Here is a 26,180-nt window from a genome sequence, read left to right as displayed (position 1 = left end):
AGAAAATGGAATAGGACAGTCTATGTCTAGACGTGGTAATTGTTGGGACAATGCCCCGCAAGAATCCTTCTTTGGACATTTAAAAGATGAAACATATATTAAAGATTGTGAAACTTTCGAGGAATTAAAAGAAGAAATAGAAGATTATATTGATTATCATAACAACTATAGACCTCAATGGAATTTAAAAAAGATGACTCCTGTTAATTACAGAAATCATCTTCTTAAGGTTGCGTAGCCTTTTTTAAACTGTCCTTGACAAAGGGTACACTTTATATAGCTTATTAGTTTTTTTTTGTACATAATTAGCTTGCTTTAACAAATTTTTATTATCTATAGTGAAGATTCTTTTGTTTATTATTTTGTTGTGTCCCTTAAAATAGTAACATAGGATTAAACTATGGATTTTTTTGGGTTCAATTTTAGTTTACAATTAAGTAATAAATAATTTTTATTTTGAATTAGGAAAAATATTGTATTTATAATAGAGATATGCTAGTATACTAGTATAAAATAAGGAGGTGAGAAAAAGGCTTGAGAAAAGGTTTACTATTAGTGGCGATATAGCAAAAGAAAATAATATTATAATTAATATTATGATATAGATATATTCTTATCATAGTCCTAAATTATAGTTAGTGTAAATTACATAAGATAAATCATATTAAAATATAATTTAAATGTGACTATACATAGAAATAAAATATATAATCTAGTGGATGATTTAGGTTATCATAACAAATAAGGTAAAATGAAAATTTTAAGTGTATGTAAGAAATTATTTAAATTAGACAAATATCTTGAAATAAAAAAGGAAGAATTTATAGATCATATCATTGAAAACGTTATCTAGGAGGTTTAAATACAAATAACTTAAAAAATGAAAAATAATCCTGGGGGAGATTTATAGATGAATAAAAAGATTAAAGCGCTTTTTTTGACTGCTACAATAAGTTTAACTTTATTTGGCTGTGGCAAAACTCAAAGTGATGATATAAGAGTAATGAGGGTTGCTCATAATCAAGGTGAGGAACATCCAATACATCTAGCACTTAAAGAATTTGAAAATATTGTTGAAAAAAATACTAATAATAAAATAGATATACAAGTTTACCCAAATGAATTACTTGGAGGTCAACGTGAAGCTGTAGAGCTTACCCAAACAGGTGCTATTGATATAGCAGTTGGAAGTATAAGCTTATTAGAAAGTTTTAATAAGTCTTATAGTGTGTTTAACTTACCATATCTATTTGATAGTAAAGAGCATTATCATGCTGTAATGAATGATGATAAAATAATGAATGATATATATGAGTCAACTAGAGAATCAGGGTTTGTTGGTCTTACTTGGTTTGATGCAGGGTCAAGAAATATGTACACTACAGATAAACCAATAATGAAGCCAGAAGACTTAAAAGGTAAAAAGATAAGAGTTCAACAAAGTCAAACTAATATAAGAATGATGGAATTATTAGGTGGGTCTGCAACTCCAATGAGCTTTGGTGAGGTTTATACAGCATTACAGCAAAAGGTTATAGATGGTGCAGAAAATAATGAGTTAGCATTAACTAATAATAAGCATGGGAAGTTGCCAAGTATTATTCATACAATCAGCATGCAATGATACCAGATATATTAATAATGAACGCTAAGTTATTAGATAATTTAAGTGAAGAGTATAGAAGGGTAATATTAGATGCAGTTGATAAAATAAACAAATTTGAAGTTGATGCATGGGAAGAAAAAGTAGAAGAATCTAAAAAACAATCAGAAGAAATGGGTGTTCAATTCTACTATCCAGAATTAGAACCATTTAAAGAAAAAGTTTTACCACTTCATGATGAAATTACTAAAGACCTAGAAGTAAAAACTTTATACGATAATATACAAAGAAAATCACAAAAAGAAAGTAAATAAATACTAGTAGGGAGGAAGTAAGGTGAATAAATTAAGAAATGTATTAAATAAAATAATAGAAGTAATATGTATGGTACTACTAGCATTTATGGTAGTTTTAGGAACTTGGCAGATAATTACTCGTTATCTATTAAATAACCCAAGTACAATATCAGAAGACTTATTAATATATTCATTTGTATGGATGGCTTTACTTGGATCAGCATATGTATTTGGAAAAAGAGATCATATGACTATGGTATTTTTTAGACAAAAACTAGATAATAAAAGTCCTAAAGTTAAGTTTATTTTAAGCATAATTACAGAAATAGTAGTATTAATATTTTCAGCATTAGTTTTAGTTTTAGGTGGAGCGCAAATAAGCAACTTAGCAATGGGGCAAATATCACCTGCATTAGGAATACCAATGGGATATATATACTTAGCTTTACCATTTTCAGGGGTAATAACAATAATATATAATGTTTTAAATTTAGTTGATTTAAAAAGTGGGTTAACAAGAAATTCAGTAAATTTAACTAAAGTAATAAACAATAATTAATCTGAGGGAGAGAAGATTATGGGATTAGCATTTCAAGCAGGTACAGCTATAGCTATTGTATTTCCAATATTACTTTTATTAGGAATACCAATATCTATAACTATAGGAATATCATCTATATTTGGTATACTAACTACATTATCATGGGATGTAGCAGTATTAACTGGAGCGCAAAGAATATTTACTGGTATAAGTAGTTTTTCATTACTTGCAATACCATTTTTTGTACTAGCTGGTACTATAATGAATAGTGGTGGTATAGCTTTAAGGTTAGTAAACTTTGCTAAGGTTTTAAGTGGTAAATTACCGGGATCATTAGCACATACTAATGTAGTTGGGAATATGTTATTTGGAGCTGTAAGTGGATCTTCTGTTGCAGCAGCTGCAGCAATAGGTGGTACAATGGCGCCTCTTCAAGAAGCAGAAGGATATGATAAAAATTATAGTGCAGCGGTTAATATAGCTTCTGCACCAACTGGATTATTAATACCTCCAAGTAATTCACTTATAATATATTCACTAGTAAGTGGTGGTACATCAGTAGCAGCTTTATTTATGGCAGGTTATATACCTGGTATATTGTGGGGATTATCTGTAATGGTAGTTGCATTTATATTAGCTAAAAAATATAAGTATTCATCTAAATATACAATAACTTTTAAAGAAGCTATTAAAATATTTATAGATGCACTTCCAAGTTTAGCATTAATATTTATAATAATAGGTGGTATAGTAGGTGGAGTATTTACAGCTACAGAGGGTGCAGCAGTTGCTGTTGTATATTCATTTATATTATCATTTTTCTTTTATAAATCTATAAAGATAAAAGATATACCAAGAATATTATTAGAAACAGTAGAAATGACAGGAATAATAATTTTCTTAATAGGAGTATCATCAATAATGTCTTGGGTTATGGCATTTACAAATATACCAAGTGCTATAACTGAGTTATTATTAGGAATATCTTCAAATCCAATTGTAATACTATTAATAATGAATTTAGTATTATTAATAGTAGGAACATTTATGGATTTAACACCAGCTATATTAATATTTACACCTATATTCTTACCGATAGCTAAAAACTTTGGTATGAATTCGGTACAGTTTGGTATAATGCTTATATTTAATTTATGTATAGGTAATATTACACCACCAGTTGGTAATACTCTATTCATTGGGTGTAAAGTAGGTAAAACTAGTATAGAAGAAGTAATAAAATACTTACTCCCATTCTATGGAGGAATATTAGTAGTGCTTATGTTAGTAACATTTATACCAGAGATAAGTTTATTTATACCTAAACTTATGGGAATGATATAATTAAAAATTTTACTCTAGTTAGTAGGGGTTTAAAGGCATGTATCAAAAAAGTTTTTTATATTTTTTATACACGCCTTCTTTATTTTTGTTGCCATAATAGCAATTTTATTTATGTTTTTTTATTTGATTATAGTATTCTTTTGGAGTAATCCCAAATTCCTTTTTAAAAGTACGAAATAAATTATTGTAACTTCCTAATCCGCAAATATGTGCAACATCTACTATTGGTTTTCCTTCTTCTATAAGTTTTTTACAAAAATCTAATTTGGCTTTTACTATATAACGGTGTAATGTTAAGCCAGTAGCTTTTTTAAATTCTCTTGATATATGAAATTTACTAACATAAAATTTTTTTTCAAGATTATCAAGAGAAATTTCCTCTGTAATATTATTATTTATATACATGAAAATATCATCAATTAAAAATTGTTTGTTTCTTTTAATTTTTTGTTTTGCTTCCGCATTTATACATGATCTTAATGTTAGAATTAAGACTATTGTTAGCATACTTTTAATATATAGATTATCAGCAAATTTATAAGTTTCTTGTTTCATGTAAATAAGCTTTTTTAATATATTTTTTATTAACATAGTAGTTTCTGCATTGGCATCTATTATTGCACATTCAAAAGGCACAGTATTAAAACATTCAGCTAAATCAACTTCTTCATCTGATAAAGCATTTAATACCTTTTCTGTAACTTCTAATTCATATATTACAAGAGAATCATAAGCTTTTAACTCTATTTCAATGTTATTATTAGGACGTATTAAAATAATACTATCTGTACCACATTTATTTGTTTTATCATTAAATTTAATATGACATCTTCCTGAAAAGATAAATAATATTTTATAATATTTATCTGATTTTATTATTTTTCTTTTTCCTTTATTTAATTTAAGGTCATACATAAAACAATATGTTTTTTTAGACATAAAAATACTCCTTATATGTTTAATATATCAATTTTTGTCACTAATATATCAATTTTTGCATATAATTACATTTTATAATATGAGATAATAATACACAAATAAACATTATGTTATTATTTTAACTAATAATTTAATATTTATTTATTATGGGGGGAGAGAGGTATATGAGAGATTTTTCAATGAAAGACAAAATTGGGTACACACTAGGGGATTTAGGGTGTTGCTGCACAGAACAATTTAGAGCTATGTTTTTAACTGTATTTTATACATTAGTTCTAAAGATTAATCCTATCCATGTAGGGACAATACTTTTAATAACGAAAGTTTGGGATGCTATTAATGATCCTATAATAGGAGCTATTATAGATTCTCGTAAAGCAAAGGCAGGTAAAAAATTTATACCTTGGATGCGCGCATTTTCAATACCATGTGCAATATTGATGTGTATTGGTTTTTTAAACGTTTCCAATTGGAATTATGGTTTTAAATTAGCTTATGTTTTAATAACTTATGTTTTATATGAATCTATGTATACTTGTGTAAACGTTCCTTTTGGATCATTATCTAGTGTTATGACAGATGATACAAATCATCGTACAGATTTATCAAGATATAGAAGTTTAGGTGGAACTATTTTCATGACTGTAATAGTTATTGTTGGACCATTATTTTTATATAAAGATAATCAACCTGTTGCTTCAAACTTTTTACTATTAGCTATTATTTGTGCTTGTATAAGTGTTTTTTGTATTCAAGTTGCATGTGTATGGTGTAAAGAGCGTGTTGAAATACCTGATGTAGAAAGAGAAAAAATTAATTATTTCCAAGTTTTAAAAAATATATCAAAAAATAGAGCTTTATTGGGTGTGATAATTTCTAGTTTAGTTGGTATGATAGCAGCTAGTGTAGTTAATGGATTAAATACTTATTTATTTAAAGATTATTTTGGAAATGTAAAGCTTATGTCTGTATTAGGTATGTTAAGTACATTTTATGCTATAATCACATTTATTGGAACTAAATTTGTTGCTAATAAATTTGGGAAAAAAGAATGGTGTATGTATGGTGCTGGATTTGCTGCAATAGTATATGGAGTTTTATTCTTTTTCCCAATAAATAATCCAATAATGTTTATAGTAATCAATGGTATTTGTTATATAGGTGCTTCTGGATTTCAGATACTAATTTGGGCTATGGTAAACGATTCAATAGATTATCAAGAGTTACAAACAGGAACTCGTAATGAAAGTATAGTTTATTCAACATATTCATTTTTTAGAAAGATTGCTGCAGCTTTAAGTGCAAGCTTAAGCAGTTTTATACTTGCTTTTATAGGATATAACGTAAATGCTACAATTCAAACTCCAGAAGTTATTTCAAATCTTTGGAAATCTTACACAGGTATTTACTCATTAGGATATGTAATAGCAATTTTATCTTTATTTTTCATATATCCTTTAACTAAGAAAAAGACTGAAGAAATGTTAGAAGAGTTATTAATTAAAAGAGAAAAAACAACAGTTTAAAATATATCAATTATTAGGAGGAAGCTAATGGTTAAATTAATAGAAATAAATAATAGAAATAATAAAGTATTAAGGGGAGTTCTAACTCTTCCTGATAACATAGAAAATCCTATTATAGTATTAAATCTTCATGGATTTACAGGAAATAAATCAGGATATAAGTATGCACATACTCATTTATCAAGAGTTCTTGAAGAGAATGAATTTGGTTGTGCTAGATTTGATTTTTATGGTTGTGGTGAAAGTGATGGAGAATTTGAAGAGATGACTTTTACAGGCCTTATAGAAGATGCTATTGATATGTATAATTGGTTAATTGATTCTAATATAACAACTTCTGATAAAATCATTTTATCAGGTCATAGCATGGGTGGATATATAGCAGCATGTGTTGCACCAAAACTAAAACCAACTGGATTAATTTTAATGAGTCCAGGGGGAGGAATGTGGTATGGATGTAAAGAACGCTCTGATGATTTGAAAAATAGATCAATTCAGTATTTTGATATGGAGGGATTAAAATTTAATATTGACTTTAATTATGATTTATATAACTATGAGCCATTTTCTAGTGCTAAAGGATATGAAAATGATGTAATAATTATAAGAGGGACTGAAGATAAATTAGTTAATGATAAAATTTGTAAGACTTACTTAGAGTGCTATGACAGTAATAAATCAAAATATGTACAAATTGAAACTGGTGATCATAATTTTGCAAACATAAAAGCTAAAGATGAGTGTGAAAAGGCAATAATCGATTTTTGTAAATCAATTAACAATAAATAATTTGAGGTGATAAATATGAAACTTTTAGAACAAATTAATGTGGGAAATATAACATTGAAAAACAGGGTTATGTTTCCACCATTAACTACTGGATATGAAGGTAAAGATGGTAGTATAACTCAACAATGTATTGACTTTTATGAAAGACTAGCAAAAGGAGGAGTTGGATACATAGTAATTGGTGATGTTGCTCCAATTAATAGTTTTTCTCCTACACCCAAATTGTTTGATGATAGACAAATTGGAGGATTTAAAAATTTAGCTGATTCAATTCATAAACATGGAGCTAAAGTTTCAATTCAAATATTTCATCCTGAGTATGACTGTGACACTATAAATAAAATGTTTGCTAGTGGAGATATTAATAGAGTAAGAGAAAAATTGCATCATGATATGCAACATTTTGTTAATGAGGTTAGTGAAGAAGGTTTAAAAGAGATTATAAATAAAATGTGTAATTGTGCAATTCGTGCTGAAAAAGCTGGAGTTGATATGATTCAAATACATGGAGACAGATTAGTAGGTTCGTTATGTAGCACTATATTAAATAAAAGAACTGACAAATATGGTGGTACTTTAGAAAATAGAACTAGATTTGCTTTAGAGTTTGTAAGAGCACTAAAAAAAGCAGTTCCTAATATGCCTATTGATTATAAATTTTCTGTTGTTACACCTGAGAGAGGGAAGGGTGGAGTTAACTTAGAGGAAGCTCCAATTTTTGCAAAGTGGTTAGAGGAAGCTGGAGTTGATATGTTTCATGTAGCTCAAGCAAATCATACTGGAAATATGGCAGATACTATACCACCAATGGGTGTACAACCTTATGGATTCTTTGTTGATATTGCTGCTCAAATAAAAAAAGTAGTAAATATTCCAGTTAGTACAGTTGGAAGGATATTTAATCCTAAAATGGCTGAAAGTATTTTAGAATCTAACAAAGTAGATATAATTGGACTTGGTAGAGTTTTACTTGCAGATGCTGATTGGGTTAATAAAGTGATGGAAAATAAGCAAGAAGATATACGTGAATGTATATGCTGTAATAAAGGATGTACAGATAATATTCAGAATCGTAAGTTCTTAAGTTGTATTTTAAATGCTGAAAATGGATATGAAGGAACTAGAAATATTAATAAAGCTGAAACTAAGAAAAAAGTTGTTATAGTAGGAGGAGGACCAGCAGGACTTGAAGCTTCTCGTGTAGCAAGTTTAAAAGGTCATGATGTTACTTTGTTTGAAGAGAGTACATCCTTAGGAGGTCAATTAAATTTAGCTTGTATTCCTCCTAGAAAAAATGAAATCCGTAGAGCTATAAGATTTTTAACACATTCTGTAGTTTCTCAAAATGTAGATTTAAGACTTGGAAAAAAAGTAACTCAAGAAGATATATTACCTTTAAATCCAGATGTTGTGTTAGTTGCAGTAGGAGCAAGTAATGTTATACCACACATAGATGGGTATGATAAACAAATAGTATGTGATTCTTGGAAAATATTAAGTGGTGAACAACAAGTATTTGGTAATATTATTGTAATTGGAGGAGGTATGGTAGGCTGTGAAGTGGCGGAATATCTATGCCTTCAAGAGGGGAACAAAGTTTCTATAGTTGAGATGGATAATAATATAGCTAAGGGAGAAAGCAATACAATACTTCCAACTTTAATGGAAAATTTCTCTGAAAATAATGTTGAAATTTATACTAATCATAAAGTAAATAAAATAGATAAAAACTATATAATTTGTGAAAATGATAATAAAGAAATTAAAATACCTTGTGATTATGTGGTTATGGCAGTTGGTGCTAAATCTAATAGCTTTGAGACTAGCAAATTTTTAGAAAATAATATTAAAGTTGTTAAAATAGGTGATTGTAAAGAAAGAGCATCTGATATAGAAAATGCAATTAAAACTGCTTATGATGCTGCTAATGAAATATAAAATAGATATATATAATAAAAAAATCTTAAAATTAAGGATTATAATAGAGTAGAATATTGAACTATTGAGAGAAGGTATATTAGAAGGAGAAAATTTAATAAATTGAATAGAATTTATTAAATTTTCTCTATTAATTTTTGTAGAATATTCTTTAATTTTTACTAAATACTTTATGACAGTAGATTCCTATCTTTTGTGATATATATCCTAATACGTTTCCACAAAGTAACGCTGGTACAACAGCTTGCCAGTTTCCGTTTAATCCAAAAGTTGAGAAGCATCCACAAAATGCTCCAGATATGAATTCGAATTTTTTTAACTTAGCTTGTATTACCATTACAAAAGAGAAGAAGGCTGTTAAAAAATAAGACCAGTATTCATTTGGGAAAATGGATGATCCTTTTATAATAAGTAAAGCGTAAATAATTCCTGTTGCATTTGAGCAAAGTGATCTAAAAAGTCCTTTAGCCATTCCACCTGAAGAATAATAACTAGTCCAACCAACAAAGCCAGTCCAACTTACCATTCCAAATACTGCTGCCATCCATGCCCAAACTCCAGATAGTACACCAACACTAATAGCTACATATACAAGTACGTCCATAGAAAAATATCCTCCTCATTAGTATCTTATAAACTTTTTAATCGTACCATAATATTTTATCTAAAAGTAAACCTTTAATCAACTTATTAATGTGCTAAAATATAAATAGTTTACAACAGACTAAAAGTTAAATTAAAAAATATTCTATAAAGGAGATCTTATGGAGAATACATGGAAGAAAAAATGGGTAGAGGACATTGAGTATTTAAAAGAAGAGCTTAAGAAAAAACATAAAAATCTATTTGCTTACACAGAGGAAGAACGTTTTGATGAAAAGATAGATAATTTAAAAAACATGGTGAATGAATTAGATTATGAGGAAATGAAGGTGGAAATATCAAAAATTGTGGCTTCTCTTAAGGATGCTCATACTTCACTTATATTTCCTGCTAAAAAGTTTATTCCATTAAAGTTTTATTTTTTTAATGATGGGATATATATTATAAATACCTGTAAAGAGTATGAAAACATGTTATTTAAAAAGGTGTTAGCCATTGAGGATATTAAGATAGAAGATGTATTAGATGATCTTTCTAATATTATTTCCTTTGAAAATGAGTATTTCTTTAAGGCTCAAAGTATGAAATATATGCAAATAGCAGAAGTTTTATATGGACTTTTAATAATTGATAACATGGAGAAAATAAAAATAACATTAGACGACGGAGAATATGAGGTTTTAACATGTTTTTTTGAAGATTTAGTTTATACAAATGAAAGACTTCCCATATATGCTAAAAATGATTCTGAAAATCTTTGGTTTCAAATTTTAGAGGGTGAGGAGTTATACATAAAGTATAATAGCTGTAGGGAGTATGGAGAAGAAAAAATAGAGAAAAAGATTGAAAATATAATATACTTAATTGAAAAAGAAAATATAGAAAAGGTAACTGTAGATTTAAGAAATAATTTAGGAGGAGATTCAACACTTTTTACTCCATTAATAGATTATTTAAAGAGCAATGAAAAGATAAATAAAAAGGAGAGTCTAAAAATTATAATAGGAAGAGAAACATTTTCTTCAGCACTTTTAAATGCTTATACATTTAAAAGTAGTACTAATTCAAAAATAATAGGAGAGCCTAGTGGAGGAAAGCCTAATTGTTATGGAGAAATTTTAAGAATTACTCTTCCAAATAGTAGGCTTGTAATTACTTATTCTACAAGATTTTATAAACTTATTGAGGATGATTCAGTCATGGCACTTTATCCAGATGAAGTTATTTTAGAGTCAATAGAAGATTATATAAATATATAGTTTATTAAAAATGTTAAAGTTTAAGAATTTAAATATTATTTATTAATAATAAATGTAAAATTTTTATATAAATGAGAGAGTTATCATGGATTTTTTTTTGTTAAAATGGTATTATTATAAAATGATAAAAAAATCTAATTCTTAGAGATAAATTTAAGTAAAGTATTAATTGATTTAAACAATAAAATACTTATTATAGAGAAAGTTTTCTTTAGGTATTTAGAGAATTTTAAAAATATTTTAAAAATATAGTAATAATAAAATTACTAAATAAGTAATTAACTTAACTGACAACTTTCCTATTAAGATTGTCTTTTAAGTAAAAATTTAGATATAATATGCGTAATGATTAGTTTAAATAGCATTATAACTTTTGTTTTATGTGGATATAGTATAATCTTTGTGCATTTTATAGAAAATATAACTAGATAATATATCAATAGAGTTAATATATCTATTGATATAAATAAACGAAAGGAGATATTAGGTTTATGAAAAAGAAATTACCTAAGGAAGCTTATGGTGGTGTAAGTGGTAAGGATTATGTTCCTTATTTTACTGGTAAATCAAAAAATGGAGTTAATCTGCCTGTATTAATAATAGGTATAATATTAGCTATTATTTTTGCTGCTTCTACTGCTTATTCAGGTATGAAGTCAGGATTAACTGTTGCTGCTGGTATACCAGGTGCTATCATAGGATCAGTTTTTGTAGGAATATTTGCACGTAGTAAAGGTATTCTTGGAAAAAATATAACTCAAGGTATGGCAAGTGGAGGAGAATCTATAGCAAGTGGTATGATTTTTGTATTGCCAGCAATTATACTAATAGGAAGTAAGTTTACTTTTTTAGAGGGTGTAGCTGTAGGAATAGGAGGAGTTCTATTTGGTATAGGATGCTTATCATTAGTTTATAATTACTTAATAATTGAAGAACACGGGAAACTTATGTATCCTGAGTCAATGGCAATATCTGAGACACTTGTTGCTTCTGAAGGAAGCGAAGACTCAATTAAATTTATGGGGATTGGATTTGTTATAAGTGGTATTATAAATGTTTTAACAGGATCATTTTTTAATGTAATAAATAATACTGTTACTTATTTAGGAAGCAAATTTTACAAGTGGAAGTTTTCTACTGAAGTAAACCCACTTTTACTTGGTATTGGCTTTATAGTTGGATTAGAAGTATCAATTACTATGTTTGCAGGATCTATACTAGCTAACTTTGGTGTAGCTCCATTAATAGGATATTTCAGTGATATGGCAGAGAAAAGTGTTCATTCATGGAATGATGCTTCAATTTTAATTCATCAAATGGACGTAAATGCAATATCAGGAAGTTATGTTAAGTATATAGGAGCGGGAATGATGCTTTGTGGAGGTATTATAGGTGCTATTAAACTTATACCAACTATAATAGTTTCTATAAAAGAAACATTAAAAGCAAGTCCTGTTAATGAAGAAAATGCTGAAAAAAATAGCGGAGCTATAATAATACTTTTAGCAGGAGCTGTAGTAGCTTTTGTTACAGGATTCTTCATTTCTAATAGTATTGGAATGGCTATAGCAGGTGCTATTGTTTCATTAATATTATCATTATTATTCGTAATAGTTGCAGGACGTTTAACTGGTACAATAGGAACATCAAATCTTCCAGTATCAGGTATGACAATAGCTTCATTAGTAATATTAACACTAGTATTTGTTATAATGGGATGGACTGGAAAAGCTGATAATAAGACATTACTTTTATTTGCTACATTCATGGTTGTTGCAATTTCTGTAGCTGGTGGATATAGCCAATCTCAAAAAGTAACATATATAATTGGTGGTAGCAAAAAAGAAATGCAAAATTCTTTCATGATTGCAAGTATAGTTGGTGTTATTGTTGTTACTGGAACAATATTAGTACTTTCTAGTCAATTAGCAATTACTGGAGCAGATGCACCTTTCGCATTACCACAAGCTAACTTAATGTCAACATTAACTTCAGGTATAATGGAAGGAAATTTACCTTGGCCTATGATAATAGTTGGAATAGTTATGGCTATATTCTTATATTTAGTAGATTTACCAATAATGACTGTTGCAATAGGATTCTATTTACCTATATCAACAACTTCTATAATTTTAGTAGGTGCATTAATACGTGTATTTATTGAAAAGATGAGCAAGAGTGATCATGAAAAAGAAGTTAAGGTTTCTAATGGAATAAGTTTATCTTCTGGTCTTGTTGCTGGAGGATCTATTGTGGGATTAATAGGAATAGTTCTACAAGTAACAGGAATAATAACACCTGGAACACCAACTGGCTTTGTAGCTAGCAATGGAATGGCAATAATAGTGCTTATTCTTTTAGTTTTATCAACTACATTGCCTATTATGAAGTCTAAGGTGAAAAATTAAGGTGAAATGTAATGGATAATGACGAGCTTTTAAATATGCGATTTAAAATTTGTGATAATCTTGAATATGAAGTAGATGAAAATAGAATAGTTACTATTTTAGAAAAACAAGATCATAAGATTCAAAGATTTTTTAGAAAGCTGAAGTTTAAGATTCCAATGTATAAAAAAACTACTTTGGATGAATATAGTAGTGAAGTATTTTTGCAAATCAATGGAGCTAATACCGTTAAAGATATTGGTGAGGTCTTAGAGGTTAGGTTTGGTGAAAAAGTACATCCACTTTATGAAAGATTATTAGTTTTTCTAAACCACATATATTTAAATTGTAATTATATTGAAAAAGTAGAATAGACTTTATTTTATAACCTACGAAAATCTTTTTATAGATTTTCGTAGGTTATTTTTTATTTTAGGATATATTTTAATTGAGTATTGATTTTATTGATTCTTTAAGAGATAAATTTAACTAAAGTTAGATACTAAGACTATTACAAAAGAATATAATTACTTTTTATATTCTTTATTTTAGATTAAAAAGTAAGTTTTAAGTAAAAATGGTAAAAAAGGTGATTTAAATATGGTGAAAACATTTGATTAAAAAATTTAAAAATAGTAAAACAATATTAAAAAAGATAATATATAGGAGTGGATAAAATGAATCTTTCAATTAAAGAAAAGTATTCCTTTGGAATAGGAGCAATAGGTAAAGATGCTGTATATGCTATAGTTTATATTTATTTAATGTTTTATTTTACAGATGTATTAGGAGTTGCAGTTGGATTTTTAGGAGGATTATTTTTTGTTGCTAGGATTTGGGATGCTATTAATGATTCTATAATTGGATTAATAGTTGATAATACAAGGACTAGATGGGGAAAATTTAGACCGTGGATTTTAATTGGTACTTTAGTCAATTCTGTTGTTTTAATTTTTAAGCCGTATACTTAAATTAGTGTACGGCTTTTTAGTTTTAAATATTTTAATTTCAATGAAGAAATAGTTTTATATTGTAAGTAGATAATAGGAAAAAAGGTTGATATAATATTTTCTAGAATCTTTAAAAAAAGGAGTAAACAAATGAAGTATTATTTAGCACCAATGGAAGGGATTACTGGATTTATATATAGAAATTCTTATGAAAAGTTTTTTGGAGGTATTGATAAATATTTTGCCCCTTTTGTTGTTCCAAATAGTAGTAAAAGTCTTAAAACTAAAGAATTAAGAGATGTTTTGCCAGAAAATAACGAAGGAATAAACTTAGTTCCACAAATACTTACTAATGATTCGGAAGGGTTTATTAAAACAGCTATGAAGCTTAAGAAGTTAGGGTATAATGAAATAAATTTAAATCTAGGATGTCCTTCAGGAACAGTTGTTGGTAAGAAAAGAGGATCAGGATTTTTAGCTCATAGGGAAGACCTTGATAAGTTTTTAGAAGAAATATTTAAAATAGATGATATGAAACTTTCAATAAAGACTAGATTAGGAATGAATAAATCAGAGGAATTTTATGAGCTTATTGAAATCTATAATAAGTATCCTATGGAGGAGCTTATTATTCATCCTAGAACAAGACAAGATTTTTATGGGAATAAACCTAATTTAGAGGTTTTTAAAGATGCAATTTCTTTAAGTAAGAATCCAATCTGTTATAATGGAGATATTTTTACTGTAGAAGATCATAATAAATTGGTTGAAACATTTAAAGAAGTAGATAAAATAATGTTAGGAAGAGGCGTTTTAGCTAATCCTGCTTTAATGAATGAAATTTTGAACAATGAGTTTATGGATAAAAAGGTATTAAAAGAGTTTCATGATGAAGTATTTAGTAAGTACAGAGAAGTATTTAATGAAGATAGAAATGCAATGTTTAGAATGAAGGAGCTATGGGGATATATGATTTATATGTTCTCCAATAATAAAAAATATGCTAAGAAAATAAAGAAAGCTCAGAAGGTAGTTGATTATAACCAAGCTGTTACAAGTCTTTTTGCAGAACAGGATATAATTAAGGGAGCTGGATTATTTGAAAATAAATAATAAATAGAAGAAAGGTTCTTACTGGAGATAAATTATAATGAGTAAAGAAATAAATGTGTTAAAAATTTCAGGATACAATGATTTTAAATGTATAGCAAATAAGTGTAAATTCACTTGCTGTGAAGGATGGGATATTGATATAGACAATAATACCTATGAAAAATGGAAAAAAGATAAAAAGGATTCTACATATCTTTTAAATGGGGTCAAAACTAAGGAGTGCAATGGTAAGAAAGAGTATTTTATAAATAAAGAAATCTCTGAAAAATGTCCATTTTTAGATGGAGAGGGATTGTGTAATATAGTTAAAAGTCATGGAGAAGGATATTTATCAAAAACATGTCATTCATTTCCTAGGATAAATAATAACTTTGGATATAAGAGAGAGTTATCTTTATCATGTGCATGTCCAGAGGTTATAGAAATGTTAGATAAAATGAAATTGAAAATACTTATGGAGCCTGAATGTAGGAATAATAAAGAGGAGTTATTAAAATTTAAAAGTGAAAATATAAATCAAGGGGAAGATTTATTGGAACTTAAAATAAGAGAGGCTTTAATAGACATAGTAAGTGAAGAGAAATTTTCTTTAGATGAACGACTTTTAATAGGCTTTGATATGCTTTTAAATATCTTAGAAGATGAAATTTATACTAGTAAAGAAAGCTTATTAGAAGAACTAGAAAAGTATAGAGATAATGAATATAGAAAAGAAGTAGCATATGTTTATAATGAAATAGATTTAAATATAGTTGATTCACTACCAGAAATAAATTCTTTGTTTTTAGATATGGTGGAGAATTATAGAAAAGTTTCAAATTTAAAATGTATATTAGAAGAGATATCAAACTTTTCAGAAAGTGCTAATATAGAATTTTTAAGTGATGTTTGGAAGGAATATAAAGAGGAGTTTAAAGAATTTAATAAACTCCTTGAAAAATGTATTACATCTAAGATTTATAGTAATTGTATTAGTGATGATATAGAAGATATTATACTTTCTTTTCAGCTAATTATATTAGAGTATTTATTAGTAAGATATTCTGTTTTTTTAAATTATTGTATAAATGGTGAAAAAATACAGAGTGAAAAAGTAAAAGATTATATTGTTGCTTTTTCAAGAGTTATTGGAAATAATACAGAAGCAGTTTTAGAATTCTTAAGTGATGGATTTGAAGATCCAATCTTAGAAATGGGATATTTATGTTTTATAACCCTATTTTAAATTAAGCTTTATTTGTACTTAAATTAGAAGATTTATTAGAATATAGTATAGAATAAAAGTTTGCTATAGAGGATGTGTATGAAAATAAATTTTATTATTGTATTTTGATACACGTTCTTTTTTTATTATTTTAAATAAAGAAGTTCGTTTATATCTATTTTTATTATAGAGTATAGCATGATTTTTTTATCAATAATAAATAATATCTTGAAAATATAATTAATTATATTTGTAATAACAAAATATTTTTCATGCGTTAAAAAGTTTTTATAACTTTACCATTAATTTACTTGATGTTATTATTATACATATAAGTAAATTAAAGTAAAAAAATATGTGGATTTAATAAAGGGGGAAAATTAATATGCAATCATTTAACAAAAGTGGGACAGCTTTAGGAGCGGCAATTGCATTTGCTTTAACCTTATCACCTACCTTAGTAATGGCTGAAACAAGACAAATTTCTGAATCTGAAACAGTAAATGTTGGCTTCATAAAAGATGGAGAAAGATCAACAATATTCAATCAAAACTGGAAGTTTTTTAAGGGAGATCCTTCTGGTGCTGAAAGAGTAGAATTTGATGATTCTTCATGGAGAGGATTAAACTTACCTCATGATTGGAGTATTGAAGGAGATTTTACTGTACAAGGAGAAGCAGAAAGTGGATTCTTATTGGGAGGAACTGGATGGTATCGTAAAGCCTTTGTAGTTCCAAAAAAGTATAATGGTAAAGATTTTACATTAAACTTTGATGGTGTATATATGAATGCTGAGGTATATGTGAATGGTAAAAAAGTTGGTGAACATAATTATGGATATACTTCTTTTGCCTTTGATATTACTGAAGCTTTAGTATGTGATGGACAAAGTGAAAATATAATTGCTGTTAAGGTATCTAACCCTATACCAACTAGTAGATGGTATTCAGGTAGTGGAATTTATCGTGATGTAACTTTAAGTGTAACAGACTCTATTCATGTTGCTAATTCAGGAACAACGGTTACTATCCCTAAGCTTGAAGAACAAAAAGAGGAAAATGTAGATGTAGCTATTGAGACTATTGTTGAAAACGAATCCAGAAATGATTCTAATGTTACTGTAAAGAGCACAGTAGTAAATTCTAAGGGAGAAGAAGTTAGTGAAGCAGTAATAAATGAACAGAATATAGGAGTTAATGAAAGTTATACTTTTAAGCAAACTGCTATTGTAAATAATCCTGATTTATGGTCAGTTAATAATCCAAATATGTACAAAGTAAAAAGTGAAGTATTATTAGATGGAAAAGTTATAGATACTTATTTTACTGATTTTGGATTTAGATATTATAATTTTGACAAGGATACTGGATTCTCTTTAAATGGAGAAAATATGAAGTTAAAAGGAGTTTGTATGCACCATGACCAAGGAGCTTTAGGCTCAGCTTCTTATTATCGTGCAGTAGAGCGTCAAATGGAGAAGATGAAGGAGATGGGCGTAAATGCAATCCGTATTTCTCATAATCCAGCTAGTGAAATGTTGTTAGAAATTTGTAATCGTTTAGGATTGTTGGTTATTAACGAAGCCTTTGATACATGGATAAATCCAAAGAACGGAAATGTAAATGACTTTTCTAAGTATTTTAATGAAACAATAGGAGAAGATAATGGAATTTTAAATGGTTCTTCAGAGATGACATGGGGAGAGTTTGAAGCTAGATCTATGGTTAAAAATTCTAAGAATAATCCATCTATAATAATGTGGTCAATAGGTAATGAGGTATTAGAAGGAATTAGTGGAAGTGCATCTAACTATACTAATGTAGCTCAAAATATAATTTCATGGATTAAGGATGAGGATGAAACAAGACATGTTACTATAGGTGATAATAGAACTAAAAATGGAGATAAAACAGCAGAGGCTATTTCAGAAGTGGTTGATGACAATGGTGGATTAGTTGGATTTAACTATGCAAATGAAGGACAATTTGCAGAGCAAAGAGCAAACCATCCAGATTGGACACTATATTCATCTGAAACTAGTAGTGCAGTTCATACTAGAGGATATTATAAAACAAAGGGAATAAATTACAGTAATCATAGTATTTCAGAATATGATAACAATCAAACAAAAGTTGGTTGGGGACATTCAGCTAGTGATGCTTGGAAGTTTGTAATAAAAAATGATTATAATGCTGGAGAATTTGTTTGGACAGGATTTGACTATATAGGAGAGCCTACTCCTTGGAATGGTACTGGTACAGGAACAGTTGGTGGAGGAAAGGGAGCATCTCCAAAATCAAGTTACTTTGGTATAGTTGATACTGCTGGATTTGAAAAGGATATATATTATTTATATCAAAGTCAATGGAATGATGACGTAAATACATTACATGTACTTCCAACATGGAACAGAGAAGATATAGTTATAGAAAATGGAAATGTTGAAGTAAATGTATTTACTGATGCTCACAAGGTTGAATTATATTTAAATGATAAAAAGATTGGAGAGCAAACTTCAACTGAGCATAAAACTGATGCAGGATATAAATATTATACTTTTGAAAATGATTCTTTATATCCAGTGTTTAATGTTCCTTATAAAGAAGGTACATTAACTGCTAAAGCATATGACAAAGAGGGAAATGAAATAATAAATACAGAGGGAAGAAATACAGTAAAAACAACAGGTAAGGCTTCTACTGTAAGATTAAGTGCAGATAAAGATAATATTGATTCAGATGGATATGATTTATCTTATATTACTGTAGACATTGTAGATAAAGATGGAAATATAGTTCAAAATGCAGAGAATAGATTAAATTTTAATTTAGAAGGCAATGGAAAGATTGTAGGAGTTGATAATGGAGATCAAACAGATATAGAGTCTTATAGACCTAAAAGTAATACAGAAGCTTCTAGAAAAGCATTAAGTGGTAAGGCCTTAGTAATAGTTCAATCAACTAAGGATGCTGGAAATATGACATTAAATGTTTCAGGTGAGGGATTAGAATCTCAATCTATAGAAATTAATACTGTAAACAACGCTGGAGAAGATAAGTTCTTAGAATCTTATGAAATAGTTAAAGATTACTATGTTAAATTAAATGAAAAGCCAGAGTTACCAAGCAAAGTAGAAGGAAGATATAGTGATGGAACAACTGAAACTTTTAATATTTCATGGAATGAATATGATGAATCACAATTAAATACTCCACAAGTATTTAAGATAAATGGTAAATTAGAAGGAACAGATGTGGCTGTAAATGTAAATATTCATGTAATTGGTGATGTGGTTTCAATGGAAAATTACTCAACATTTACTTATGCTGGACAAATTCCTACACTTCCTAAGACTGTTAAAGGATATTTAGCTGATGGAAATGAAAGTGAAGAGTTTAAAGTGGATTGGAAATTAGAGGGTGTAGATTTCTCAGAACCTAATAAAACAGTTGAAGTTTTAGGTGAAGTATCTTTATTAGGCAAAAAATATATTGTTACTTCAAAAGTACGTGTAGTTGAGCCTTTAAAAGCTGCGTCTAACTTAGCTATAAATAATTCTTCTAATAAAGATGTTCCTGCTTTAAGCCAAAGTTGTGTTTCTCAAGCTGACAATTTAAATTCTATTAATAATGGGATAACTAATAATGGTACAGATACAGGAGAACGTTGGACAAACTGGAATGAAAGAGGTTTAACTGTAAGTGGTCAACCTAAAGGAGCATATGTTCAATTAGACTGGAAAAACAAATATGATATAGATAGATTAGATTTATGGTTATTTACTGATAATATTTATGGAAGAATTCCTAAGAAAGTTGAAATAAGTTATAAAAACGAAGCTGGTGAATATGAGGTGGTTTCTCACTCAAATACAACAGAGGTATCATATCTTGCTGGAGAAACAACTTATTTCTTAGATAAAGTAATAAATACTGACAGTATTCGTGTTTATATGCAACAACCTGAAGTTGGTAAGTGTATTGGATTATCAGAGGTTGCGGTATATGAGTATGTACCAAAAATAAGTGCTAATGAAGGTAATAAATTATCTGAAATAAAATTAGATGGAAAAGTCTTAGAAGGATTTAATCCTGATACTAATGAATACACAGTTAATTTAAAAGAGTTACCTAAAACTGTAGAAGCTTCAGAAGAAGAAAATGTAGCTGTAACTATATTACCAGTTCATAATAATAAATCAATAGTTATTGCTCGCTCAGAGTCAGGTTCTAAAAACATCTATACTGTAAATTATTTATTAAAAGAATCAGAAGGTTCAGCAGATGTTAATGAAGATGGTTCTATAAATGTAGGAGATTTATCAATAGTATCTAAATATCAAGGAGAGGTTATATCAGAAAATGCTTTAAGCGAAAAATCTGATATAAATAAGGATGGTATAGTAGATAAATCTGATATACAAATAGTTATGGATAAGATTTTAGGAGAATAATCTTTTAAATAAAAAATAATTTTTATAAAAAGGGCTTTATCAAAAATTTATTTTTATAAGGCTCCTTTTTATTATGATTTTTTTTAATATAGAGATTATATAAAAAATGATAATATGTTAGCTTTAGAAAGCTGAATTTTATATTGATTTTAGAATTTTTAGTAAAGTTTTTAATTATTATAAAAGATTTATATATAAGTAGTAAGGATATTAAAGTAATAAATATCAAATTTTAACTATAAAATAGTAAAAAGTACTTATGTTTAAAAATATAAAGGAGGATGAATATAAGGGTGGTTAGGGATATAATTATTCAATTAGTAGAAAAAAAGGAGTTTTTTGAGGGGCTTTTGCTTGAGCATTTACAAATTTCCTTAATTGCTATTATCATAGCTTGTATTATTGGATTAGTGTTAGGTATTTTAATTAGTGAGTATAAAAAAAGTTCTAAACTGGTTCTTGCAATTGTAAATTTTGTTTATACTATTCCATCAATATCATTATTAGGATTTTTAATTCCTTTATCAGGTATAGGTAATACTACTGCAATTATAGCATTAACCATATATGCTCTTTTGCCAATGGTAAGAAATACACATACAGGAATTTGTAATATTGATAGTAGAATTTTAGAGGCAGCAGAGGGAATGGGAAGCACTAAATTTCAAATTTTGTATAAAATAAAGATTCCTCTTGCAATGCCAGTTATTATGTCAGGAATAAGAAATATGGCTACTATGACTATTGCTCTTGCTGGTATAGCTTCTTTTATAGGAGCAGGAGGATTGGGGGTTGCTATTTATAGAGGAATAACAACAAATAACTCTTCTATGACTTTAGCAGGAAGTTTACTTATAGCTTTATTAGCTATAATAGTAGATTTTATTCTTAGTAGAATAGAAAGATTATGGACTAGGAATGGAAAAAATGAAGAAAGGAAAAAGAGAATAGTTGTAAGTTTAATAATTATAATTTGCACTTTAATATTTGGAAAAATGATTACAAATGGGGGAAGGGTAAGTACATTAAATGTTGCTACAAAACCTATGACAGAGCAGTATATAATTGGATCTATGTTAAAAGAAGTAATAGAGGAAGATACTGATTTACAAGTTAAATTAACTCAAGGAGTTGGAGGTGGTACATCTAATATTATGCCTGGTATGGAAAGTGGAGAATTTGATATGTATCCAGAATACACATCAACTGGATGGAATATGGTTTTAAAGCATGAAGGATTTTATGATGAAACTATGTATGAAGATTTAAAGAAAGAATATAAAGAAAAATATAATTTTAAATGGACAGGAGTCTTTGGATTTAATGATACTTTTGGATTAGCTGTGAGGAAGGATATAGCAGAAAAGTATAATCTTAAAACCTATTCAGATCTTGCAAAGATATCAGATAAACTAGTTTTTGGTGCTGAATATGATTTCTATGAAAGACCTGATGGATATGATGCGTTTTGTTCAACTTATGGGTTTAATTTTAAAGAAACCATTGATTTAGACATAGGGTTAAAATATCAAGCTATGAATGAAGAAAAAGTTGATGTTATGGATATATTCACTACAGATGGACAGCTTGCTGTTGCAGATGTAGTAGTTTTAGAAGATGATAAAAAGTTCTTTTCTTCAGCTATGGGAGCTATGGTAGTAAGAAATGAAATTTTAGAAAATTACCCAGAATTAAATAATGTTTTTAAAAAACTAGAAGGAATTTTGAATGATGAAAAGATGGCATATTTAAATTATAGAGTGGAGACAGAGGGTGTTGATGCTGAAGTCGTTGCTCATGAATTCTTAATAGAAACAGGAATTCTTAAATAGGAGGAATATAAAATGAGCACAATTATTAGATTTCAAAATATAAAAAAAGCTTACGGAGAAAATACAGTTATAGAAAACTTTAATCTGGATATTGAAAAGGGAGAATTCTTAACTGTAGTTGGAAGTTCGGGGTGTGGAAAAACAACGATTTTAAAAATGATAAATGGACTTATAAAACCAGATGAAGGAATAATATTAGTTCGTAATAAGAATATTGAAGATGAAGATATAATATCTCTTCGCAGAAATATAGGATATTCAATACAGGGAAGTGTTCTATTCCCTCATATGACAATAGAAAAAAATATTGCATATGTTCCAAATCTATTAAATAAAAATGATAAAGAGAAAATTAAGAATTCAGTTAAAAAATGGATGGATATTGTAGGTCTAGGTGAGGAACTTTTAAATAGATATCCAGATGAACTTTCAGGAGGGCAACAACAAAGAGTAGGAATTGCAAGGGCTTTATCAACATCACCAGACATACTTCTAATGGATGAACCATTTGGAGCAGTAGATGAAATTACAAGATTTCAATTACAAGAAGAAATAGCTAGAATTCATAAACAGACAGGAATAACAATTATTTTTGTGACACATGATATTTCAGAAGCTATTAAACTTGGGACAAAGACTCTTGTCATGAATGAGGGGAAAATTGAACAATATGGAAAGCCTAAAGAGATTTTAAATAACCCTAAAACTGAATTTGTGGAAAAGTTAGTTTCAAGAGAAAAGAAGTTTCATGATATGTTTGAAAGTAAATAGAAATTAATTATAAGTAGAATCTAATCATTAGCTAAAGTAAATAAAAAAGACCTTATTTTTATCTTTATAAATAGTAAGGTCTTTTTGTATTAAATTTTATTTTGATGTACTTAAGGTAATAGAGTCTTTAATAAAAAAGTTACTATTACTATATTTAGTTACTATTTTAAAATTATAATATTTTCCTATTTTTATGAAATAAATTCTCTTGCAAAGTTGGTTATGGCCTTTTTCATTCTATTTACTTCTGAAATAGTTAAATCTCTATCTTCTTTAGAAGCTGCTACTGCACAGCCATATCCATTTTCACCTTTATTAGGTCTTTTTAGGGACTTAACTAAAAAATCTATATCATCCTTTAAGTCTGGAGCATTTTCCATAAGATATTTAGCCTTATTTATATCTCTTATACCTTCTTTTAATCTCTCTAGTCTAGGAGTAGAGTAGAAAGTATTAGTTGTGCTATCCTTTTCTGCTGGATAGATAAGAAAAGGATCTCCAGGTTCCCAGTATTTATAAGATATATTTTCTAAAGGATTGTTAACCCAACCATCCCATGACCAACGTAAAAAGCCATTGGTATTTTGGCATAGTGAGTACCACATAGTCCAAGCACTTTCTGAGGTATCACTTATAGTAAAACTATTTGGATAATCTCCAGTACAAGTGTATATTGTAGTTAATAATTTAAGGTTTTGTCTATGAATAGCCATATTTTTCATATGATCAGAATTATGATTTATATGGGATAATCCAATTGATATATCATCTATTCTATCTAAGAAAGAGTAGTCATTTCCATTTTCATAATTCATAGCAGAAGAGATTTTAAAATGCTCTCCAGACTCATTTTTTATACTTTCAATTAAATCAACGGAAGCTTTTAAATCATACATACTTCTTTCATCCATTGAAATATAAGTTATATTAAACCAACCCTTTTCTTCAAGATGAGACATAAATGAAGTTAAAAACTGTGTCCATATACTTATCCAAAGTTCACTACCAGGATTAGGATTTATTGACTCATTTCTATTTGTAGTTTCATTAAAGTATTGAATTCTATTATCCCAAGGAACAATACTATAACACTTTATTTGTCCAAAGTCATTTTCAGGATCTAGAATTTTTAAATCTACATTAAATTGAATCCACTTATCAAAGTCATTATATTCAAATTCAAAGGTGTCATGAGAGTTTTTAATCCACTTAATCATGGAAGGGTCACTATCATAAGATTGATGGTTCCAAGCTTCATTAACTATATTAGCTATAACACCACGTCCTCCCATATCTCTGTATTCTTCAAGACTATCTTTTAAATATTTGAAATGATTTTCTGTAAATAAATCTTCTTTTGCTACACCATAATATCTTGCTGTGGTATAAGGATGTTGCCAAAATTCAATTTGAGTATTTGTTTCCTTTGGAAGAGGTTGCATTAAGTTTAAAATCTCAAAGGAATAATCAAAAATATAAGGCTTTTCTAATTCATCAGCAGTAACTTTAATAGAACCAGTATAAATTCCAGGCTTTGCATATCTAGGAATTTTTATATTAATCCAAGCAGATTTTACTTTATTTTCTTCTAAATCTATTGAGTCAGATTTATGAATTATATCTGGGAATAATTCAACTGGGGAAGAAGGATTACTACGGCCTATATTTGCTAATGTTTCTTTAAGCCAAGAAATTTTAAGATTATTTGAAGGGATTAAATCTTCATTTTCATTTGTAAAGTCACTTGAAGAAATTGAAATATTACTAACACAAGAGGATTCAGTCCATAAAACAATTTTAGAATTAAGTTCATCTCCTATCCAAGCTACATAACTCCATGAGTTTAAATTTAATTTCTTTATTTCATCATAATCTTTTTGGAGGTAATGAAAGTCTGTAGAGCCAATAGAAGCACCTAGATTGGTATTTTTTTTCATGAAATAATTATTTCTCCTTTTTCAAAATTTTAGTAATAAATATATTGTAAGATAAAACTTTTAAAAATAGAACATTTAAAAAGTATATTGTTAAAAGATTAGGTAAAGAAGAAAAAAAGTGGACAAATAAAATTATCCACTTTAAGTTAGTCTATTATAATATTTCTAATACTTCTACAGTATAGTTTCCACCAGGAGCTTCAACTTCTATTACATCTCCAATCTTTTTACCCATTAGGGCTTTTCCTAAATCAGATTCTATACTTATACACATGTTTTCTAAATCTAAATCCATAGTTGTAACTAAAGTAACAACATCTTCATCATCATCTTCAACAAATTTTATTCTAGCCTTGCTATTAAGACCTAGTGTAGATTTATCATTATTTTCTTCATCAACTATTATTGCTGTTGAAATCATAGTTAAAAGATATTGTATTCTATTATCGTTCTCTCTATAGTTTCTACAAGCTTCTTTATACTCAGCGTTTTCTGATCTATCACCATGGGCTGCTGCCTCAAGTTTCTCTTTTGCAATCTTTGCTCTAACAACAGACATTCTATAGTCTAATTCTTCTCTTAATTTTCTAACATTTTCCTCTGTCAAATAATTATTCATCTTAAAAACTCCTTTAAATGAAATACTTTATTTTATCATTATACAACATTTATATAAATTTTAAAGATATTAAGTA

The 26,180-nt window shown here is 27.9% G+C and carries 19 protein-coding genes and 1 pseudogene; 16 read left to right on the top strand and 4 right to left on the bottom strand.

The window, feature by feature from the left end; all coding sequences use genetic code 11:
* The 4 genes and pseudogenes from Q1J60_RS04585 to Q1J60_RS04565 form a co-directional block, all read left to right on the top strand.
* A partial coding sequence (locus Q1J60_RS04585) for an IS3 family transposase (protein ID WP_300259075.1) occupies positions 1-238 on the top strand: 238 nt, incomplete at its 5' end.
* Positions 239-910: 672 nt separating this feature from the next.
* Positions 911-1,917, top strand: a pseudogene (locus Q1J60_RS04580) (TRAP transporter substrate-binding protein).
* Positions 1,918-1,939: 22 nt separating this feature from the next.
* Positions 1,940-2,458, top strand: a complete 519-nt coding sequence (locus Q1J60_RS04570) for a TRAP transporter small permease (RefSeq protein WP_300259067.1) — start codon at positions 1,940-1,942, stop codon at positions 2,456-2,458.
* An 18-nt stretch (positions 2,459-2,476) separates the two neighbouring features.
* Entirely contained in the window at positions 2,477-3,784 is a 1,308-nt protein-coding gene (locus tag Q1J60_RS04565; RefSeq protein ID WP_300259064.1) for a TRAP transporter large permease, read from the top strand.
* A gap of 105 nt (positions 3,785-3,889) precedes the next feature.
* Here the strand turns inward: Q1J60_RS04565 and Q1J60_RS04560 are convergent, their stop codons facing one another.
* Entirely contained in the window at positions 3,890-4,723 is an 834-nt protein-coding gene (locus Q1J60_RS04560) for a helix-turn-helix transcriptional regulator (RefSeq protein ID WP_300259061.1), read from the bottom strand.
* Between the two features lie 164 nt (positions 4,724-4,887).
* Here Q1J60_RS04560 and Q1J60_RS04555 point away from each other — a divergent pair, with 164 nt between their 5' ends.
* From Q1J60_RS04555 to bilR, 3 genes are read left to right on the top strand one after another with little or no spacing between them, the layout of a single operon-like run.
* A complete protein-coding gene (locus Q1J60_RS04555) occupies positions 4,888-6,249 on the top strand; it encodes an MFS transporter (RefSeq protein WP_300259058.1) in 1,362 nt (453 codons plus the stop codon).
* Positions 6,250-6,276: 27 nt separating this feature from the next.
* On the top strand, positions 6,277-7,038 hold the full coding sequence (locus tag Q1J60_RS04550) for an alpha/beta hydrolase (RefSeq protein ID WP_300259055.1): 762 nt from the start codon (positions 6,277-6,279) through the stop codon (positions 7,036-7,038).
* 15 nt (positions 7,039-7,053) lie between these two features.
* Positions 7,054-8,976 (top strand): bilirubin reductase, long form, encoded by a 1,923-nt coding sequence (gene bilR, locus Q1J60_RS04545; protein ID WP_300259053.1) that lies wholly within the window; start codon positions 7,054-7,056, stop codon positions 8,974-8,976.
* 151 nt (positions 8,977-9,127) lie between these two features.
* Here bilR and Q1J60_RS04540 read toward each other — a convergent pair whose 3' ends face one another.
* Positions 9,128-9,580, bottom strand: coding sequence for a DUF1097 domain-containing protein (locus Q1J60_RS04540; RefSeq protein WP_300259050.1), 453 nt, complete (start codon positions 9,578-9,580; stop codon positions 9,128-9,130).
* A 160-nt stretch (positions 9,581-9,740) separates the two neighbouring features.
* Between Q1J60_RS04540 and Q1J60_RS04535 the strand changes: the two genes are divergently transcribed.
* The 9 genes from Q1J60_RS04535 (at position 9,741) to Q1J60_RS04495 (ending at position 23,548) form a co-directional block, all read left to right on the top strand.
* Positions 9,741-10,838 (top strand): S41 family peptidase, encoded by a 1,098-nt coding sequence (locus Q1J60_RS04535; RefSeq protein ID WP_300259047.1) that lies wholly within the window; start codon positions 9,741-9,743, stop codon positions 10,836-10,838.
* Between the two features lie 491 nt (positions 10,839-11,329).
* A complete protein-coding gene (locus Q1J60_RS04530) occupies positions 11,330-13,246 on the top strand; it encodes an OPT family oligopeptide transporter (protein ID WP_300259044.1) in 1,917 nt (638 codons plus the stop codon).
* Between the two features lie 11 nt (positions 13,247-13,257).
* Positions 13,258-13,599 (top strand): PqqD family peptide modification chaperone, encoded by a 342-nt coding sequence (locus Q1J60_RS04525; RefSeq protein WP_300259042.1) that lies wholly within the window; start codon positions 13,258-13,260, stop codon positions 13,597-13,599.
* 303 nt (positions 13,600-13,902) lie between these two features.
* Positions 13,903-14,196, top strand: coding sequence for an MFS transporter (locus Q1J60_RS04520; RefSeq protein ID WP_423249106.1), 294 nt, complete (start codon positions 13,903-13,905; stop codon positions 14,194-14,196).
* A gap of 129 nt (positions 14,197-14,325) precedes the next feature.
* The gene (locus Q1J60_RS04515) at positions 14,326-15,288 is read left to right on the top strand and encodes a tRNA dihydrouridine synthase (RefSeq protein WP_300259039.1); all 963 of its coding nucleotides are present in this window, start codon (positions 14,326-14,328) and stop codon (positions 15,286-15,288) included.
* Between the two features lie 37 nt (positions 15,289-15,325).
* Complete coding sequence (fliB, locus tag Q1J60_RS04510; protein ID WP_300259036.1) at positions 15,326-16,513, top strand: flagellin lysine-N-methylase; 1,188 nt, start codon at positions 15,326-15,328, stop codon at positions 16,511-16,513.
* A gap of 364 nt (positions 16,514-16,877) precedes the next feature.
* The gene (locus Q1J60_RS04505; RefSeq protein WP_300259034.1) at positions 16,878-20,945 is read left to right on the top strand and encodes a glycoside hydrolase family 2 TIM barrel-domain containing protein; all 4,068 of its coding nucleotides are present in this window, start codon (positions 16,878-16,880) and stop codon (positions 20,943-20,945) included.
* Positions 20,946-21,226: 281 nt separating this feature from the next.
* Positions 21,227-22,777 (top strand): ABC transporter permease/substrate-binding protein, encoded by a 1,551-nt coding sequence (locus tag Q1J60_RS04500; protein ID WP_498038023.1) that lies wholly within the window; start codon positions 21,227-21,229, stop codon positions 22,775-22,777.
* A gap of 12 nt (positions 22,778-22,789) precedes the next feature.
* Positions 22,790-23,548, top strand: coding sequence for an ATP-binding cassette domain-containing protein (locus tag Q1J60_RS04495; protein WP_300259028.1), 759 nt, complete (start codon positions 22,790-22,792; stop codon positions 23,546-23,548).
* Between the two features lie 191 nt (positions 23,549-23,739).
* On the opposite strand, the gene Q1J60_RS04490 is transcribed toward Q1J60_RS04495, so the two are convergent.
* Both Q1J60_RS04490 and Q1J60_RS04485 read right to left on the bottom strand, forming a co-directional pair.
* Positions 23,740-25,485, bottom strand: a complete 1,746-nt coding sequence (locus tag Q1J60_RS04490; protein WP_300259025.1) for a DUF4091 domain-containing protein — start codon at positions 25,483-25,485, stop codon at positions 23,740-23,742.
* A 154-nt stretch (positions 25,486-25,639) separates the two neighbouring features.
* Positions 25,640-26,104 carry a GreA/GreB family elongation factor gene (locus Q1J60_RS04485; protein WP_300259023.1) on the bottom strand — a complete coding sequence of 155 codons (465 nt, stop codon included), beginning with the start codon at positions 26,102-26,104 and terminating at the stop codon, positions 25,640-25,642.
* Between the last annotated feature and the right edge of the window lie 76 nt (positions 26,105-26,180).

Source organism: Clostridium sp., assembly GCF_029258205.1.
Classification (GTDB): Bacteria; Bacillota; Clostridia; order Clostridiales; family Clostridiaceae; genus Sarcina.
This window is presented reverse-complemented; position numbering and strand designations above follow the sequence as displayed.